We start from the raw sequence: 16,104 nt of genomic DNA on the forward strand, positions 1-16,104 counted from the left end.
GCAGAACGGTGAACGACCGCATGATGAAGGCAGTGCTCTACGACCGCTATGGCGGCCCCGATGTGCTCTACACGGGCTGCATGCCACGCCCTGAGCCGACCCCCGGCGAGGTCCTTGTGAAGGTGCGCGCGTTCAGCGTCAACGGCGGCGAACTGGCAGCACGTGCCGGCCGTCTCCGCCTCCTGAGCGGCCGGAGATTCCCCAAGCGCGTCGGCTTGGACTTCACCGGCGAGGTCGCCGCACTGGGCGCCGGAGTCACCCGGTTCGCGGCAGGCGACCGCGTATGGGGGGTCTTGGGCCGCACCTCCGGGTTCGGCAGCGCCGCCGAGTACGTGACCGTACCCGCTGAGCGGGTCGGCCCGCTCCCCGACGGCCTTGACCTGGTGGACGCCGCCGCGCTGCCGGTAGCCACCACGGCCATCACCGCGCTGCGGGACAAAGCCGGGCTGCGCCCCGGCGAACGACTCCTCGTCCGGGGTGCTTCGGGCGGTGTCGGCAACGCCGCCGTCCAGCTCGGACGGGCGTACGGCGCCGAGGTCACGGCCCTGGCCCGTGCAGCCAACCTCGACTTCGTCCGCGGGCTCGGCGCGCACAAGGCAGTCGACCACAGGACCGTGCTGCCGGCGGAACTGGGGCGCTTCGACGTGGTCCTGGACACCGCGGGGACCGACCTACGGGCCTTCCGGCGCCTACTGAATCCGGGCGGGCGCATGGTCACCATCGCCTTCGACCTGAAACGGCCCGCGGCGTCGCTCGGCTACCTCGCGGCCAGCACGGTCCACGGACACGGCCGGGTGCGCTTCTTCAGCGGCAACCCCACGCGGGCGGACTTCGACGACCTCGCCCGCCATGTGGTCGAGGGCAAGCTAAGCCCTGCGGTGGACACGGTCTTCGCCCTGGAGGAGACAGCAGCGGCACACCAGGCGCTGGAAGCGGGCGGCGTCCAGGGCAAGTACGTGGTCAGGGTCGCGTAGGACGGCTGTGGAGGTGCTGATCACAGCCACTCGTTGATGGCAGCGATGAGGACGGTCGCCTCGTAGCGGACCGCCAGCTTGTCGTATCGCGTGGCGACGGCGCGGTGCCTCCTGAGGCGGTTGATCCCACACTCGACCGCGTGCCGCTGTTTGTAGTCGTCCTTGTCGAACTTCGGCGGCCGGCCGCCACGCGATCCACGCTTAAGGCGGTTGCGCGCCTGGTCGGCTTTGTCGGGGATAGTGCAGCGGATTCCGTGGCGGCGCGGGTAAGCGCGGTTTCTGCGGGAGGCGTATGCCCTACAAGCGCGGACTCGATGGGGACGGACACGTGGCCGCCCCGGCCACAATGGGGGGCACGCGGATCTTCTCCAGGACAGGTTCGAACTGCGGCGAGTCCCCGCGCTGCCCAGCGGTCACCACGATCGGCATGGGCTTTTGGCCCTGCTCGACGGCCAGGTGGAGTTTGGTGGTGAACCCGCCGCGTGAGCGTCCCAGCCCGTGATCACCAGGCTCGGTGAAGATGCCGCCTGGTGGTTCTTTCTGTGAGTCACCCCGCTTGCGGACCCCGGCCCCGTGCTGATGGGCACGGCATACCGCGGAGTCGACGCTCAGGTCCCACGTGATCGCGCCTTTCGCGTCGGCCAGGGACTGGAGCTGGGTGAGTATCCGGTGCCAGGTGCCGTTCCGCTGCCATCGGCGGAACAGGTCGTAGACCCGGTTCCATGGTCCGTACTCGACGGGCACGTCCCCCCATGGGACTCCCGTCCCGGCACGAAACCGTATGCCGTCGATCAGCTGCCGCCGAGGCCAGACGGGTGACCACACCGTCCTGGCGCCCTTCGGCAACACCGGCTCCAGCACCGACCATTGCTCGTCCGTGAGATCTCCCCGGCCCATGAACGGTGATCATTCACAGCCCAAGACCTACTTTCGATAAACGGCCTGGCGCAACCGCCGGTTACCGACGGCGGGTCGTGGCCGCCGGGCGTTCAGGAGGCGAGCGTGATGCGGATCCCCAGGGTGCCGTCCAGGCCCCGGCGCAGCCGACTGCCGAGCAGGGTGAGCCGGCCGATGACGCCGTACTTGCGGGCGATCAGCCGGCGGTAGCGGCCGGTGGTGGCCGGGTCGCAGATCTCCGCGGTCGCCGGGACCTGCTCGCCGGTCGGCCTCCCGCGCACGTCGCAAGGGCCGACCAGGACGTCGGCACGGTTGCGCACGCGCTTGACCTTCCAGGAGTCGGCGGCCGTCCAGACGCCGAGGGTGCCCTCGTCCCGCACGACCCACACCGGGGTGGCGACCGGCGTGCCGTTCTTCCGGTAGGTGGTGACCAGCAGGTACTTGCCGGCGCCCAGCCGGGCGAGTGAGGCGTCGTCCATGGTCCGGAAGTATAGGTGCCGGACGTTGTCGCGCCCCACGGCTCAGGCCAGAGCCGCCGCCATCCTACGCACCGCCTCCGTGATCACCTCGGGCGAGGTCGCCAGGTTGAGGCGCACGTGTCCCGCCCCGCCGGCGCCGAAGGGGATACCGGAGCTGAGGGCCACCCGGCCGCGGTGGAGGAAGATGTCCGCAGGATCGTCGCCGAGGCCGAGCGCGCGGCAGTCGAGCCAGGCGAGGTAGGTCGCCTCCCCGGGACGGTGGACGACACCGGGCAGATGCTCGGCCAGCAGGTCGGTGAGCAGCCGCCGGTTCTCGTCGATCCCGGCCAGCACCGCGTCCAGCCAGGCGGCGCCGTCGCGCAGGGCGGCGGTGTGGGCGAGTACGCCGACATGGCTCGGTCCGTGGCCGACCTCCTCGGGCATCCGCGCCAGGTCGGCGGCGGCGCCGGGTCCGGCGAGGGCGAGCGCGGCCTTGAGCCCGGCCAGGTTCCAGCCCTTGGACGCCGACATCAGCGCGAGACCGCGCTCCGCGCCGGGCACGCTCAGGTACGGCACGAACCCCGCGCCCGAGGTCACGACCGGCGCGTGGATCTCGTCGGCGACGACCCGGACGCCGAACCGCTCGGCGAGGGCGGCGACGGCGGCCAGCTCGTCGGCGGTGTGCACGGTTCCGGTCGGGTTGTGCGGGCTGCACAGCAGGTAGGCGGCCCGCCCGCCGTCGGCGACGGCGCGCCGGAGCGCCTCCTCCAGTGTCCCGAGGTCGATGCGCAGGTCATCGCCGAGCGGCGCCTCGACGACGCGCCGGTCCAGGTGCGTCACGAACTGGTAGAACGGCGGGTACACGGGCGGGTTCACGATCACCGGGTCGCCCGGCCCGGTGACCAGCTTGAGCATCTCCACGACGCCCAGCATCACGTCGGGCACGATCGCGGTGCGTTCCACGGCGAGGTCGTCCCAGCCCCACCGCTTGCCGGCGAAGGCGGCCAGGGCCTCGGCGTAGGCGGTGCCGACGGGGTAGCCGGTGTCGCCGAGTTCCATGGCCTCGATGACGGCGCGCGCGACGGGTTCGGCGAGCGGCACGTCCATCTCGGCCACCCACAGCGGCAGCACGTCGGCCGGGTGGGTGCGCCACTTCATGCTCGTACGGCGGCGCAGCTGGTCGAGGGTGAGTGCGCGCAGGGGGTTCGATTCACCGGGCTGGTGCTGCGGGATGCTGGTCATGGGGCACAAGATAGGCGCCGTGGTGCGACCGGGAAACGGGGCAACGGGCCGGGGACGGCGCCGGTGCCGGTCGGGGGCGGGGGACGTCGTGGGAGGTCGCGTGTGACGAGCGCGGGCGAGTGTTCCGACCCGCGCACGACCGGCGGCACGTGGTGACGCCGGAGCACATCGCCCGGGTCGAGGAGACGGCCGGCTACCAGCGTCCGGCCCGACCACCCGGAGCCCGGCCTGGCTGTCCAACGCCCGGCCCGGCTGCCCGGCGTCCGCCTCGGCAGGCTGCGGCCGGTTCGCGTGGACCTGGAGCCCGGGTGCGGCTCGCCGACTTACTCGCCGGGACCGCCCGCCGGGTCGCATCCGACGAGCTGGGCCGGAGGCGGTGACACCGCGTTCACCGCGCTGCCGCGGCAGCCCTGCGTCGACGTGCCCTCCGTGTCCCGGGACGAGAGGAGACGGCCCGGCCGAGGCGGGCCACCGCGCCCGCCGCGGGATCGACAAGACCGCCGGCCGGGTGAACACGGGCGGGCCCGCCCCCGTATGGGAGGGAGGGCGCTCGACGTCCGGAGGCCCCCGCGGCGGCGACGCCGTGTGTTCGGGTTCGGGAGCGCACGCATGAGGCACGCACGACGACGCATCGTCCGGCGAGTGGCACGGCTGGCGGCCGTCGGCGGACTCCTGGTCGGGGGGACGATGGTCACCCGGGCGGTGGCGAGCGAACCCCCCGACACGTCCGCCGCTCCGCACACGCTGGCGCAGCCCGCGTCCGGTACCGGCGCCGGCCTCGTGTCACGGTTGGGCGCCTCCCGTACGGCGGGCCACTGGGTCGGCTCCGACGGGCGGCCGGTCGTCGCGGTCACCGACGAGGGCACGGCCGAGGAGGTGCGGCGGGCCGGTGCCGAGGCGAAGCTCGTGCGGCACAGCATGTCCGAGCTGAAGTCGGCGACCTCGACGCTGCGTTCGGCGCCCCGGGTGCCCGGTACGGCGTGGGCCCTCGACTACCGGTCGAACGAGGTGGTGGTACGGGGTGACAGCACGGTCTCCGGATCCGACTGGTCCCGGCTGACGGGCGTCGCGGAGGGCATCGGCGGCTTCGTCCGCATGGAGCGTACCGAGGGCACGTTCACGACCCGGTTGAACGGCGCGGAGCCGATCCTGTCCACGGCGGGGCGGTGCTCGGCGGGCTTCAACGTGACCGACGGACAGAGCGACTTCGTCCTCACCGCCGGCCACTGCGGGCCGACGGGATCGGTCTGGTTCGGCGACGACGGGGGTGACCGGCAGGTCGGCAAGACGGTCGCCGGGAGCTTCCCAGGGGACGACTTCTCCCTCGTGGAGTACGCGAACGGCAAGGCGGGCGACGGCGCCGACGTGGTGGCGGTAGGCGGTGGCAAGGGGATACGGATCACGGGCACCGGTGAACCGGCCGTCGGGCAGCGGGTGTTCCGCAGCGGCAGCACCAGCGGGCTGCGCGACGGTCAGGTGTCCGCGCTCGACGCGACGGTGAACTACCCGGAGGGCACGGTCACCGGTCTCATCGAGACCGACGTGTGCGCCGAGCCCGGGGACAGCGGGGGGCCGATGTTCTCCGAGGGCATCGCGCTCGGTGTGACGTCGGGTGGCAGCGGCGACTGCGACAAGGGGGGTACGACGTTCTTCCAGCCGCTGCCGGAGGCCATGAAGTCGCTCGGCGTACAGCTGATCGTCTCGGCGGAGAAGGGGGCGGCGCCCGGCGCCGCGCCCTCCTCGCCGGCCGCCACCGGTGGCGGTGGCGGTGGCGGTGAAACCGCGCCGGGCGCTGCGGCACCCGGCGCCTCGGCGCCCGTGACGGGCGTCAACGGCTCGACCCTGCTCTCCCGCCTCACCGACCGCCGCAACGTCGGCCCGGGCATGCTCGTCGTCGCGGGCAGCCTGATCGCCCTGGTGGCGACCCGGTGGATCCGCGCGGAACAGGACCGCAAGGCCTATCGGCGGCACTACTCGGCGACGTGGGGCTGAGCCGCGGGCGAGCACGGGCGGGCGAACCGGCAGACCGGCGTCCGCCCCGGGCGGTACCCGCCGAGGACCGTCGCTGTCGCCGCGCCGCTCGGCCGTGCCCCTCGGACCGCCGTGACGCACGGCCCGCGGGCCCGAGCCGCCCGGACGGCGCCGGGCCGTCCGCGGCGCCCCGCTCAGCCGCCACGGCCGCCCGTGTCCGCCCGTGCCCGGGCGTGGGGCGGCGACCTTCGCCGCAGAGGGCGCCCCGGGTCTCAGCCCAGCGTCAGCAGCACCGTGGCCGCCGCCGCGCCGATCAGGCCCACGGCCTGCCGCCGGTCGACCCGTTCGTGGAGGAGGGCGAGGCCCAGGACGACGGGAAGTGCCGGGTAGAGAGAGGCGAGGACCACCGCGACCGACAGCAGTTGCTGCTGGGCGGCGAGGAGGTACAGGATCAGGCCGAGTGCGGCACCGGCGCCGATCAGCAGTGCCTCGACGGATCGACGCGGCGGCAGCCGCAGGCGCCCGGTGTGCCGGGCGACGCCGGGAAGCAGCAGGAGTACGGCGGCGACGCGGCCGGCCGCCACGGGCCACAGGCCGCTTTCGGGGCCCGCCTGCCCGAGGGCGAGGTACTGGACGGCGACGCCCGCGCTGGCGAGCAGACCGTCGGTGACGGCGTGGCCCGGGCCGGTGCCGCCGCCGGAGACGAACCAGAGCGCGGGCACGGTGACGGCGATCCCCGCCCATGCGAGGGCGCCGGGTCGGTCTCCGAGGACGAGTACGCCGCACAGGACGGAAAGCGCGACGCCTGTGACGGCGCTCACCGGCACCACCACGCTCATCGCGCCGCGGCTCAGGCCCCGGTTGAGGAAGTGCATGGCGGCGCCGCTGCCCATGCCGGACAGGGCGCCCCACAGCAGATCCGCGGAGCGGACGTCGGGGGCGGTCACGAGGAGGCCGGCCACGCAGGCGAGCGCGAGCCCGCCGACCTGGCCGAGGAAGGTGACGGCGGCGAAGTGGACGCGCCGGGACAGCAGGCCGCCGGCGAAGTCGACGACGCCATAGCAGACAGCCGAGGCCAGTGCGAGAAGGGCACCCATCCCGAGGGGGTGCCCGGGGCCGGGGCTCCGATGCGCCGAGGAGCCTCAGCCTCCGCTCAGGCGGCCCTCACAGGCTCCGGGGCCGCTGTGGCCCACTCCATGACCAGCCGCTGGTACTCCGCGCGCTGCTCGACGCTCAGTGTCCCGCCCGACCGGAGCCACAGGGCCCGGATCTCCTCGTTGACCTCGGCAGCCGATCGCTCGGAGGAGGGTTCAACAGTGGTGGACATGCTGTGAAGCATACGGCGCCCGGCGTGAAGACGATGTGAGTAATGCCGAACCAAACGGACATACCGGACCGTGTTGCTGATCACGTCGATCTTCTCATCTGTCAAGGTCTACGGGCGAGTTCGTTCACAACGACTGTGTTCCGCCGCACACGGCCCGCCACTTCACACCTGTGCGGCACCCAGCACCAGCACCAGCACCAGCACCTGGATCGCCGACACGGCGGCACCGCGCGCCCAGTCGTGGAAGTCGGACACCCTGGTCTCCGGACCGACCGGTGCCGCCTGCGGATGCCGGTCGGCGCGGATGGTGTTCTCCACCACATCGCCGGCCATGTCCCTCAGGCCGACCCCCTCCCCGGCGAGCAGGATCCTCTGCGGCATCACGAGGCCGGCGGTCTGCGCCACCAGGGTGCCCAGGGCCCGCCAGGCCTCTTCGACGACCCGGGCCGGCAGGGGCTCCCCCTCGGCGGCGGACATGCCAGGCGGCGCCCAACGCGTGGGGCGCCGCCCGCTCCACCCTGCCGGGCGTCATCGCGCACGAGTCCGCGCGGCAGGGTGGGGCCAGGCTGGAGGTCCCGGACTTCGGGGACGCGCCGGTGCTGTGACGCGGCCGCGCGAGCCGGGTGCCCGCCTTCCGTCAGGTGCCCGGCTTGCGGCCGTACACGTAGACGTCGTCGCCCTTCTTCAGCAGCGACCAGTACTTCTTCGCGTCGGTCTTCGTCATGTTGACGCAGCCGTGCGAGCCCGGCGGGTTCCACATGCTGACGCCGGCCGAGTGGAAGGCCTGCCCGCCGTCGAAGAACTGGCTGTAGGGCATCGGCACGTCGTAGATGGTCGAGTGGTGGTCGATGTTGCGCCAGTAGACCTTCTTCAGGCCGGTGCGGGTCTCGTATCCGTCGCGGCCGGTGCGGACCGGCACGGGGCCGTACACGAGCTTCTTGCCGTCCTGGATCCAGCTCAGCTGGAGGGTGAGGTCCACACAGGCGATACGGCCCTTGTCGACCGGGCATCTGCCCGACTTGTTGGGGTTCTTGCCGACGGCCTTCTGCTTCGTCATCAGGTTCATCACGCCCCAGGTGACGGGGCCCGCGTAGCCGATGTTCGGCTTGATGCCGTGCTTGGTCTGGAAGGCGCGGATCGCCTTGCAGTCGGCGGTGGACTGCTTGCCGTCGGCCGGGCGGCCGAGGAACTTCTCCACCTTCTTCTGGTACGGGCCGGTCTGCGTGGTGCAGCTCGCCGCCTGGGCCGGTGCGGCGCCGAGCGCGAGCGTGAGCGGTGCCACCAGTGCGGTGACCGCGAGTGCGACGGCTCCCCGTCTGATTGTGTCCCCCATGGCCGGTCAGCCTTTCGCGTCGAAGCGGTGGAAATCGGGCGGAGGTGTCGCCCGTGGTGTGCTCCCCGCCTGCTAGACCGCCGTCCGGCCGCTTCGGTTGCCCGCCGCACCCGCGTCGCGACGAAACCGTGACGAACGCCACCGGGCGTCCGCGAACCGTCGACCGGCCGTCAGTCCGTGCCGCCCCACTCCTGGAACGCCCGCCGGAACCCGGTGTTGACCGCGGTCAGGCCGCCGTCGACGGCCAGCGTGGTGCCGGTGATCCAGGCCGCGTCCCGCGAGGCGAGGAAGGCGACGGCCGCCGCGATGTCCTCGGGTTCGCCGACCCGCCCCAGCGGGTACAGCCGCCGGACCGCCGCCAGGTCGTCCTCCCGGCCCTCCCAGGCCGTGGTGCGCACGGTGCCCGGTGTGACGAGGTTGACGCGGACGCCGCGCGCGGCCGCGTGTCCGGCGAGAGTGCGGGTCAGGGAGCCGAGACCCGCCTTGGCGGCGCTGTACGCGTGGTTGCCGAAGTCCTGGACGCCGTTCACCGAGCCGACACTCACGATCGCGCCGCGCCCCGAGGCCGCGAGGTGCGGCAGCGCGGCACGGCAGCAGCGGTAGGCGCCGGTGAGGGTGACGTCGAGGTCGCGGGCCCAGACCTCGTCCGGTTCGTCCTCGAAGAGCGGGGCGTCGGGTGAGCAGGCGTAGGCGTTGTTGACCAGCACGTCGAGGGCGCCGAAGGCCTCCACGGCGTGGGTGACGGCCGCCTCGACGGACGCCCGGTCGGCCACGTCGCAGACGAACGCCTCGGCGGTGAACCCCTGTTCCGTCAACTCCCCCGCCGTGCGCCGCGCGGCGGGAAGGTCCACGTCGGTCAGCAGCACCCGCGCCCCCTCGGCGGCGAACCGGCGGGCGGTGGCCGCGCCGATGCCCCGGGCGGCGCCGGTGATCAGTACTCCATGGCCGGTGAAACGCCCTGTGTCCGTCATGGCCCGACGGTACTGCCGGAACGATCACTCGGACAGATAGCGTGCCTCCATGTCCGCGTTCTTGCAGCAACTCCCCGCGCTCATCGGTGTCGTCATCGGCGCGCTCGGTTCGTATCTCGCCGTGGTCCGCGGCGACCGGGCCCGGTTGCGCGGTGAGACCGCGGCCCGCTGGGAGGAGCGCAGGCTCGCGGTCTACGCCGACTACGCGCGGACCCTCAAGACCTCCGTCACGCTGACGTACCGGATCGCCGCCCACCTCGGCAACGACCCGCACCCGCACCCGCTGAGCCCCGAGGAGGCCGCGCCGGCCCAGGCCGAGGCGACCCTCGCCCGGGACCCGGCCGGGGAGGCGCTGCTCCTGCTCGGCGGCAGGGAGGTCGTGGAGAAGGCACGGGCCTGGGTCGTGACGGTGCTGGAGATGGAGCGCTTCCTGCGCGAGGAGACGCGTGACCCCGAGGCCTGGCAGGCCCTGCTGGAGCGGCAGCGCGCCGGTCGCGAGGGCTACTACACGGCCGTACGGGAGGACCTGGCCCTCCCCCCCCGGGTCATCCGGCCCGCTGGCCGCTGCCGCCCGTCAGCGGTAACCGGTGACGTCGGCCGGCTTGTCCGCGTCCTGGACCTCGACCAGGTAGCGCCAGGCGTCCGGGCGGCTGCCGTCCAGGTCCGTGAAGCCGTACTCCTGGGCGAGGCCGCCGCTGGAGAGGGAACGGCCGTTGAAGCGCGCCACGTCCGGGTCGGCGGCGAGGGCGGTGACGGCGCGGCCGACGTAGCGGGGCGTCTCGGAGATGGCGAAGTGCGGGACGCGGTCGAGGGCGTCGCGCCAGTTCTCCTCGCGTACGCCGAAGTGGTCGAGCATGATCTCCGAGCGCAGCCAGCCGGGGGTGAGCGCGACGGCGGTGGCGCCGCGCGGGCCGAGTTCGTGGCCGAGGGCGAAGGCCATGCGCAGGACGGACGTCTTGGCGAGGTCGTAGAAGAAGGAGACGCGGTAGTGGTCGCGGTTGTAGTCGTCGGTACCGTCGGTGAGCTCGACGACCAGTCCACCGGGGCGGCGCAGCAGCAGCGGCAGGGCGTGGTGGCTGGTGACGGCGTGCGTCTCGACCGCGAGCCGCAGGAGTCTGAGGCCCTTGTCGAGGTCGTGCTCCCAGAGCGGGCTGTCCCACTCGAAGAGGTTCTCGCCGCCCCAGATGTCGTTGACCAGGATGTCGAGGCGGTCCTGTTCGCGGGCGACGCGGTCGACGAGCGCGGCGACCTGTGCCGGGTCGAGGTGGTCGGTGGGTACGGCGATCCCCTGGCCGCCGGCCTCGGTGACCAGGTCGGCGGTGTCCTCGATGGTCTCGGGGCGGTCGTACTCGGAGCGCCGGGCGCGGGTGCTGCGGCCGGTGACGTAGACGGTGGCGCCGGCCGCGCCCAGTTCGACGGCGATGCCGCGCCCGGCGCCCCGGGTCGCACCGGCGACCAGTGCGACCCTGCCCGCCAGCGGCTTCTCCAGCGGCTCTTTCGGTGACGTTGTCATGTCCGGCTCCCGTTTCTCTCCCGCACGAGCGATGTCGTGATCGAGACTGCCCGGGAAGCCGGACATCTTCTGTCACCTTTTACGCGTGTCCCCCGGCGGGTCGGTGCCTCAGTGCCCGCGCTTGATCCACTCGTCCAGTTGCGGGGCCTCGGCTCCGATGGTGGTCGGGTCGCCGTGGCCGGTGTGGACCTTCGTCTCGGGTGGGAGCACCAGCAGCCGGTCGCGGATCGAGTCGATGATGGTCGGGAAGTGGGAGTAGGAGCGGCCGGTGGCGCCGGGCCCGCCCTGGAAGAGGGTGTCGCCGCTGAAGAGGGCGCCGAGACCCGGGTCGTAGAGGCAGACGGCGCCGGGGGCGTGCCCAGGGGTGTGCAGGACCGTCAGGTCGGCGCCGGCGGCCTCGATGACCTGGCCGTCGGTCAGCCAGGCGTCGGGGTCCCGGTCGGGATGGGTCTGCTGCCACAGCGGCAGGTCGTCCGGGTGCAGCCAGATGACGGCGCCGGTGCGCTCGGCGAGGGCCGGCGCGGCGTTGACGTGGTCGTTGTGGGCGTGGGTGCACACGATGGCCGTCAGCCTGCGGTCCCCGACGGCCTCGGCGATCGCGTCGGCGTCGTGGGCGGCGTCGATGACGATCACCTCGTGGTCGTCGCCGACGAGCCAGACGTTGTTGTCGACGTCCCAGGTGCCGCCGTCGAGGCTGAACTGTCCGGAGGTGACGAGGCGTTCGATGCGGGCGGCCATCACAGCACCACCACCGAACGCAGCACGTCACCGGCGTGCATCCGCTCGAAGGCCTTCTCGACCTCGTCCAGCTGGATGGTCTCCGTGACGAACTTGCCGAGGTCCAGGCGGCCCTGGAGGTGGAGGTCGATGAGCATCGGGAAGTCCCGGGAGGGCAGGCAGTCGCCGTACCAGGACGACTTCAGGGATCCGCCGCGCCCGAAGACGTCGAGGAGCGGCAGTTCGAGCTTCATCTCGGGCGTCGGTACGCCGACGAGGACGACGGTACCGGCCAGGTCCCGGGCGTAGAAGGCCTGCTGGTAGGTCTCCGGGCGGCCGACCGCCTCGATGACCACGTCGGCGCCGAAGCCGCCGGTCAGCTCGCGGATCGCCTCGACGGGGTCGGTCTCGCGGGAGTTGACGGTGTGGGTGGCGCCCATGGAGCGGGCGGTCTCCAGCTTACGGTCGTCGATGTCCACGGCGATGACCTTCGCCGCCCCGGCCAGGTGGGAACCGGCGATCGCCGCGTCGCCGACGCCGCCGCAGCCGATGACGGCGACCGTGTCACCGCGGCCGACGTTCCCGGTGTTGATGGCGGCGCCGATGCCGGCCATCACCCCGCAGCCGAGCAAGCCGGCGACCTGCGCGGAGACGGCCGGGTCGACCTTGGTGCACTGTCCGGCGGCGACCAGCGTCTTCTCGGCGAAGGCGCCGATGCCCAGGGCCGGGGAGAGCTCCTGGCCGGTCGAGGCGAGGGTCATCTTCCGCTCGGCGTTGTGGGTGTCGAAGCAGTACCAGGGCCGCCCGCGCAGACAGGCCCGGCACTTGCCGCACACCGCGCGCCAGTTGAGGATCACGAAGTCGCCGGGGGCCACGTCGGTGACGCCGGCGCCGACGGACTCCACGACGCCCGCGGCCTCGTGGCCGAGCAGGAACGGGTACTCGTCGCTGATGCCGCCCTGCTTGTAGTGCAGATCGGTGTGGCACACCCCGCAGGCCTGGATGGCGACCACGGCCTCGCCCGGTCCGGGATCGGGCACGACGATCGTCTCGATCCGCACCGGTTCGTCCTTGCCCGGTGCGATCACGCCGCGTACTTCCTGCGCCATGGTCTGGACTCCTTCTTCGGCCACTCGATGAATCACTCCGACCCTACGCTCAACTGATCGGTACGGGCCGACGACAGGGCGACATAACCTGAGTCGTCCGCCCGTCCGCCCGTCCAGCCATCGAAGGAGCGTCGTGAGCATCGCAGAGACGGAGACCGGTCCGCCCGCCTGGCGGCTGCTGCTGGGTTACGTCCGGCCGCACCGCCGCGCGCTGTTCGCGGGCGCTCTGCTCTCGCTGCTCACCGGAGGGACGGGGCTGCTGCTGCCGCTGGTGGCCCGCGGCCTGATCGACGACCTGTCGCACGACCGCGCCATCACCGGCGCGCTGCTCGCCATGTCCGGTCTGGTCGTGGCCAACGCGGTGGTGGGCGCGCTGGGTTCCTACGTGCTGCGGCGCACCGCCGAGTCGGTGGTGCTCGACGCGCGGCGCACCCTGTCGTCGTATCTGCTGCGGCTGCGCGTCGCGGCCGTGGACCGCACCGAGCCCGGTGACCTGATGGCCCGGATCACCTCCGACACGACGCTGCTGCGCACGGTCACCTCCGAGTCGCTGGTCGGCCTCGGCACCGGCGGGCTCACGCTGGTGGCGACGATCGTGATGATGGGGCTGGTCGACCCGGTGCTGCTCGGGGTGACGCTGGCGGTGATCGCCGGAGCGGGGACGGTGATCGGGCTGATCGCACCGCACATCAACCGGGCGAGCAAGGAGGCCCAGAAGGCCGTGGGTGTGATGGGGGCGGCGCTGGAGCGGGTGCTGGGCGCCCTGCGCACGGTGAAGGCGTCGGGTGCCGAGCACCGGGAGGAGCGGGTGCTGCACGACGCGGCCGAGGAGTCGTGGCGGCAGAGCGTGCGGGCCGCCAAGTGGTCCGCGGCGGCGGGCAACACGGCGGGGCTGGCCATCCAGATCGCCTTCATCACGGTGCTGGCGGTGGGCGGTGCGCGGGTGGCGACCGGGGCCGTGGACGTGGGCACGCTGGTCGCGTTCCTGCTGTACGTGTTCTTCCTGATATCCCCGCTGCAGGAGGTGATCGGCGCCGTGGCGCAGTACCAGACGGGTGCGGCGGCGCTGGTGCGCATCCAGGAGGCGCTGCGGCTGCCCGTCGAGCCGCCGGTGCGGTCGGCCGCCCCGCTGCCCTCCGCCGGGGACCGGCCCGCCGCCCTCGCCTTCCACGACGTCCGCTTCCGCTACGCGGACGATCTGCCGTACGTCCACCACGGGGTGACCTTCGACGTGCCGGCCCGGGGGATGACGGCGTTCGTCGGCCCGTCCGGTGCGGGCAAGACCACCGTGTTCTCGCTCGTCGAGCGGTTCTACGACCCCGAGTCGGGGGGGATCACGCTGGACGGGCGGAGCCTGGCGGACTGGGACCTGTCCTCGCTGCGGGCCGCCATCGGCTACGTGGAGCAGGACGCCCCTGTGCTGTCCGGGTCGCTGCGGGACAACCTGTTGCTGGGCAACGGGGAGGCGGCCGACGACACGCTCGCCGGGGTGCTGAAGACGACCCGGCTGGACGGGTTGGTGGCCAAGCTGCCGAAGGGTCTCGACACCCTGGTCGGGCATCGCGGCACCAAGCTGTCCGGCGGCGAGCGTCAGCGCGTCGCCATCGCCCGCGCGCTGCTGCGCCGTCCCCGGCTGCTGCTGCTCGACGAGGCCACCTCACAGCTGGACGCGGTCAACGAGGCGGCACTGCGGGACACGGTGGCCGACGTGGCCCGGACGACGACGGTGCTGGTCGTCGCCCACCGGCTGTCCACGGTGACGATGGCCGACCGGATCGTGGTGATGGACGCGGGAAGCGTCCGCGCCGTCGGCACGCACCGGGAGCTGGTGACCGCCGATCCGCTGTACGCGGAGCTGGCGGCGACCCAGTTCCTGGCCACCGGCGGCTGAGCCGCGCCGGAGTCCGTCCGGACGCGCGTGCGGGCCGCCCGGACTCGGGCGGCCCTCGACGGCGGGTCGGTCCGGCGGTCAGCCCAGGGCGGGGACGGCACCGAACAGCGGCGAGACCAGGCCGGTGACCTGCTGGAGCTGCTGGAGGTCCTGGAGCCGGTTCAGCTGCTGGGAGGGCCGCGGCATCTGGGCGCGGTCCTCGGCGGGCATGTCACCGACCGCGAGCGAGTCCAGTGTCTGCGTCACGCTGAGCTTGTCCATGCCCAGCGCGCCTCCCTCGGCCGCGCTCGCCATCGGCGCGGCGAGGCCGGTGACACCGGCGGCGAGCCCGACGGCGGCGACGATACGTCGTGTTGAGATCATGCTCTGAGCAACGCGCGCGGGCCGGTCCCGGACACGGGCGGGCGGCGCCGCTCACTCGTGAGGACCAGTGGCCCGGCCGCGATTGCCGTGGGCGTCCGGACGGAGGAAGCTCGAAGGAGAGGGCCACGGCGGCCCGTTCCTCCCTCCCCCGGGCCGCGGCCTTCGAGGAGGTCGTCATGGGTACCACGGCAGGCCCCGGCTTCGACAGCGAAGCGCTGCGCCGGGGCATCGAAGGAGAGACGGCGGCACCCCTGGTGTCGCTCTACGCGCCGGACGCGGAGGTCCGCATCGTCGACAGGTTCGACCAGCCCAGCCGCCCCAAGGTCCTGCACGGCCGGGACCAGATCGCCGAGATGCTCGACGACGTGTACAGCCGCGACATGACGCACCGGCTGGACCGCTGCGTCGTCCAGGGCGATCACGCCGCGTTCACCGAGGAGTGCACGTATCCGGACGGTGAGCGGGTCCTCGCCGAGTCGATGCTGTCGCTGCGGGACGGCAGGATCGTCGAGCAGACCACCATCCAGGTCTGGGACGAGTAGCGGGGCGGCGGGCCTGCCGACTGCTGAACGGCTCTCCGCTGGGCCGGTGTGCGGTGCCGGGGTGCGCGGGGGCGCTGGCCCTGGCCCGTGCGTGATCAGCCCGGCGGGGCGGCCGGGCTCCATCCCGGCGGGCGGAGGACGGCCAGGAGCTGGCGGACCAGTTCGTCGACGACCTCGTCCAGGGTCGCGTCCACCCAGCCCGCGCTGTAGTCGTGGAGCAGGCCGTTGACGCCGCCGATGAACGCGGTGGCGGCGAGCCGGTAGTCACGGGGCGCCGCCTCCCCGCGCGCGGCGGCCGACTGGGCCTCGGCGCAGATGAGGTCGACCCAGCGGGCGCGGCGGGCCAGCCGCTGTTCCTCCAGACGCGGGCTGACGCCGATGATCTCGACGAAGGTGATGCGGACGCGGCGCGGATCGCCGGTGACGTCGGCGGCGTAGGCACGGAAGATCGCGGCGGCACGTTCGACAAGCGGCAGTTCGCGCGCGTCGGCCGCCGCGGCGAGGACGGCTTGCTCTGCCCAGGCGTTGACCTGGAGGTGGAGGGCGGCGAGCACGTCCTCCAGGGTGCGGAACTCCTCGTAGAACTGCCGGGTGGACAGGCCCGCGGCCTCGCTGAGGGCCGCCACGGTCGTGGCGCGGTAGCCGGGGGTGTCGCCGAACAGTCGGAGCGCGGCGGCGAGGAAGCGGTCGCGCCGCTCCGCCTGCCGCTGCGCGGCGGACTTGCCGCCGTAGCGGCCCGTCGGCGCCCTGAGCCTGCCCGCCACCCGGTCCCCTTCCCGCGCCAACTCCCCACCCC

Annotated in this window: 16 protein-coding genes and 2 pseudogenes; 5 read left to right on the top strand and 13 right to left on the bottom strand. The window is 72.9% G+C overall.

What is annotated here, in order from left to right:
* The first annotated feature begins 20 nt into the window (after positions 1–20).
* Complete coding sequence (locus ACIQ6R_RS16475; RefSeq protein WP_404221986.1) at positions 21–974, top strand: NAD(P)-dependent alcohol dehydrogenase; 954 nt, start codon at positions 21–23, stop codon at positions 972–974.
* Between the two features lie 20 nt (positions 975–994).
* On the opposite strand, the gene ACIQ6R_RS16480 is transcribed toward ACIQ6R_RS16475, so the two are convergent.
* From ACIQ6R_RS16480 to ACIQ6R_RS16490, 3 genes are all read right to left on the bottom strand, one after another.
* Positions 995–1,871 (bottom strand): IS5 family transposase gene (locus ACIQ6R_RS16480; protein WP_404221988.1). Its coding sequence is split into 2 segments (ribosomal slippage): positions 995–1,312 and positions 1,314–1,871, totalling 876 coding nucleotides; the frame shifts between segments, so codons are not numbered across the junction.
* Between the two features lie 92 nt (positions 1,872–1,963).
* Positions 1,964–2,350: a PPOX class F420-dependent oxidoreductase gene (locus tag ACIQ6R_RS16485; RefSeq protein ID WP_404178238.1), complete on the bottom strand. Its 387-nt coding sequence runs from the start codon at positions 2,348–2,350 to the stop codon at positions 1,964–1,966.
* Between the two features lie 42 nt (positions 2,351–2,392).
* On the bottom strand, positions 2,393–3,571 hold the full coding sequence (locus ACIQ6R_RS16490) for a MalY/PatB family protein (protein WP_404221990.1): 1,179 nt from the start codon (positions 3,569–3,571) through the stop codon (positions 2,393–2,395).
* A gap of 609 nt (positions 3,572–4,180) precedes the next feature.
* Between ACIQ6R_RS16490 and ACIQ6R_RS16495 the strand changes: the two genes are divergently transcribed.
* Complete coding sequence (locus ACIQ6R_RS16495; protein ID WP_404221992.1) at positions 4,181–5,563, top strand: S1 family peptidase; 1,383 nt, start codon at positions 4,181–4,183, stop codon at positions 5,561–5,563.
* 251 nt (positions 5,564–5,814) lie between these two features.
* Here ACIQ6R_RS16495 and ACIQ6R_RS16500 read toward each other — a convergent pair whose 3' ends face one another.
* From ACIQ6R_RS16500 to ACIQ6R_RS16520, 5 genes and pseudogenes are all read right to left on the bottom strand, one after another.
* The gene (locus tag ACIQ6R_RS16500) at positions 5,815–6,639 is read right to left on the bottom strand and encodes an EamA family transporter (protein ID WP_404221994.1); all 825 of its coding nucleotides are present in this window, start codon (positions 6,637–6,639) and stop codon (positions 5,815–5,817) included.
* Between the two features lie 56 nt (positions 6,640–6,695).
* Entirely contained in the window at positions 6,696–6,881 is a 186-nt protein-coding gene (locus ACIQ6R_RS16505) for a hypothetical protein (RefSeq protein WP_404178227.1), read from the bottom strand.
* Positions 6,882–7,031: 150 nt separating this feature from the next.
* Positions 7,032–7,340, bottom strand: a pseudogene (locus tag ACIQ6R_RS16510) (MarR family transcriptional regulator); the annotation flags it as partial.
* A 166-nt stretch (positions 7,341–7,506) separates the two neighbouring features.
* Positions 7,507–8,202 carry a L,D-transpeptidase family protein gene (locus ACIQ6R_RS16515; RefSeq protein WP_404178224.1) on the bottom strand — a complete coding sequence of 232 codons (696 nt, stop codon included), beginning with the start codon at positions 8,200–8,202 and terminating at the stop codon, positions 7,507–7,509.
* A 170-nt stretch (positions 8,203–8,372) separates the two neighbouring features.
* Positions 8,373–9,173, bottom strand: coding sequence for an SDR family NAD(P)-dependent oxidoreductase (locus tag ACIQ6R_RS16520; RefSeq protein WP_404221996.1), 801 nt, complete (start codon positions 9,171–9,173; stop codon positions 8,373–8,375).
* A gap of 49 nt (positions 9,174–9,222) precedes the next feature.
* Here ACIQ6R_RS16520 and ACIQ6R_RS16525 point away from each other — a divergent pair.
* Positions 9,223–9,764, top strand: a pseudogene (locus ACIQ6R_RS16525) (hypothetical protein).
* Here ACIQ6R_RS16525 and ACIQ6R_RS16530 read toward each other — a convergent pair.
* The 3 genes from ACIQ6R_RS16530 to ACIQ6R_RS16540 form a co-directional block, all read right to left on the bottom strand.
* Positions 9,748–10,686, bottom strand: a complete 939-nt coding sequence (locus ACIQ6R_RS16530) for an SDR family oxidoreductase (RefSeq protein WP_404221998.1) — start codon at positions 10,684–10,686, stop codon at positions 9,748–9,750. The pseudogene ACIQ6R_RS16525 and the gene ACIQ6R_RS16530 overlap by 17 nt on opposite strands.
* Positions 10,687–10,794: 108 nt before the next feature.
* Positions 10,795–11,424, bottom strand: coding sequence for an MBL fold metallo-hydrolase (locus ACIQ6R_RS16535; RefSeq protein WP_404178214.1), 630 nt, complete (start codon positions 11,422–11,424; stop codon positions 10,795–10,797).
* Positions 11,424–12,512, bottom strand: coding sequence for an S-(hydroxymethyl)mycothiol dehydrogenase (locus ACIQ6R_RS16540; RefSeq protein ID WP_404222000.1), 1,089 nt, complete (start codon positions 12,510–12,512; stop codon positions 11,424–11,426). Before ACIQ6R_RS16540 ends, ACIQ6R_RS16535 begins: the two co-directional genes overlap by 1 nt.
* 133 nt (positions 12,513–12,645) lie before the next feature.
* Here ACIQ6R_RS16540 and ACIQ6R_RS16545 point away from each other — a divergent pair, with 133 nt between their 5' ends.
* On the top strand, positions 12,646–14,403 hold the full coding sequence (locus ACIQ6R_RS16545) for an ABC transporter ATP-binding protein (protein ID WP_404222002.1): 1,758 nt from the start codon (positions 12,646–12,648) through the stop codon (positions 14,401–14,403).
* A 78-nt stretch (positions 14,404–14,481) separates the two neighbouring features.
* Here the strand turns inward: ACIQ6R_RS16545 and ACIQ6R_RS16550 are convergent, their stop codons facing one another.
* Positions 14,482–14,766, bottom strand: coding sequence for a hypothetical protein (locus tag ACIQ6R_RS16550; RefSeq protein ID WP_404178206.1), 285 nt, complete (start codon positions 14,764–14,766; stop codon positions 14,482–14,484).
* Between the two features lie 176 nt (positions 14,767–14,942).
* Between ACIQ6R_RS16550 and ACIQ6R_RS16555 the strand changes: the two genes are divergently transcribed.
* Positions 14,943–15,308 (top strand): nuclear transport factor 2 family protein, encoded by a 366-nt coding sequence (locus ACIQ6R_RS16555; protein ID WP_404178203.1) that lies wholly within the window; start codon positions 14,943–14,945, stop codon positions 15,306–15,308.
* A 95-nt stretch (positions 15,309–15,403) separates the two neighbouring features.
* Here the strand turns inward: ACIQ6R_RS16555 and ACIQ6R_RS16560 are convergent, their stop codons facing one another.
* Complete coding sequence (locus ACIQ6R_RS16560) at positions 15,404–16,072, bottom strand: TetR/AcrR family transcriptional regulator (RefSeq protein WP_404178201.1); 669 nt, start codon at positions 16,070–16,072, stop codon at positions 15,404–15,406.
* Positions 16,073–16,104 lie beyond the last annotated feature (32 nt).

It is taken from the genome of Streptomyces sp. NPDC096048, assembly GCF_044763415.1.
GTDB lineage: Bacteria > Actinomycetota > Actinomycetes > Streptomycetales > Streptomycetaceae > Streptomyces.

What these genes read in the sequence shown, in the direction of transcription:
- ACIQ6R_RS16500 (WP_404221994.1), bottom strand. Translation starts at nt 6,639, where the DNA reads ATGGGTGCCCTTCTCGCACTGGCCTCGGCTGTCTGCTATGGCGTCGTC.
- ACIQ6R_RS16555 (WP_404178203.1), top strand. Translation starts at nt 14,943, where the DNA reads ATGGGTACCACGGCAGGCCCCGGCTTCGACAGCGAAGCGCTGCGCCGG.
- ACIQ6R_RS16540 (WP_404222000.1), bottom strand. Translation starts at nt 12,512, where the DNA reads ATGGCGCAGGAAGTACGCGGCGTGATCGCACCGGGCAAGGACGAACCG.
- ACIQ6R_RS16550 (WP_404178206.1), bottom strand. Translation starts at nt 14,766, where the DNA reads ATGATCTCAACACGACGTATCGTCGCCGCCGTCGGGCTCGCCGCCGGT.
- ACIQ6R_RS16520 (WP_404221996.1), bottom strand. Translation starts at nt 9,173, where the DNA reads ATGACGGACACAGGGCGTTTCACCGGCCATGGAGTACTGATCACCGGC.
- ACIQ6R_RS16475 (WP_404221986.1), top strand. Translation starts at nt 21, where the DNA reads ATGATGAAGGCAGTGCTCTACGACCGCTATGGCGGCCCCGATGTGCTC.
- ACIQ6R_RS16490 (WP_404221990.1), bottom strand. Translation starts at nt 3,571, where the DNA reads ATGACCAGCATCCCGCAGCACCAGCCCGGTGAATCGAACCCCCTGCGC.
- ACIQ6R_RS16515 (WP_404178224.1), bottom strand. Translation starts at nt 8,202, where the DNA reads ATGGGGGACACAATCAGACGGGGAGCCGTCGCACTCGCGGTCACCGCA.
- ACIQ6R_RS16530 (WP_404221998.1), bottom strand. Translation starts at nt 10,686, where the DNA reads ATGACAACGTCACCGAAAGAGCCGCTGGAGAAGCCGCTGGCGGGCAGG.
- ACIQ6R_RS16535 (WP_404178214.1), bottom strand. Translation starts at nt 11,424, where the DNA reads ATGGCCGCCCGCATCGAACGCCTCGTCACCTCCGGACAGTTCAGCCTC.
- ACIQ6R_RS16505 (WP_404178227.1), bottom strand. Translation starts at nt 6,881, where the DNA reads ATGCTTCACAGCATGTCCACCACTGTTGAACCCTCCTCCGAGCGATCG.
- ACIQ6R_RS16485 (WP_404178238.1), bottom strand. Translation starts at nt 2,350, where the DNA reads ATGGACGACGCCTCACTCGCCCGGCTGGGCGCCGGCAAGTACCTGCTG.
- ACIQ6R_RS16495 (WP_404221992.1), top strand. Translation starts at nt 4,181, where the DNA reads ATGAGGCACGCACGACGACGCATCGTCCGGCGAGTGGCACGGCTGGCG.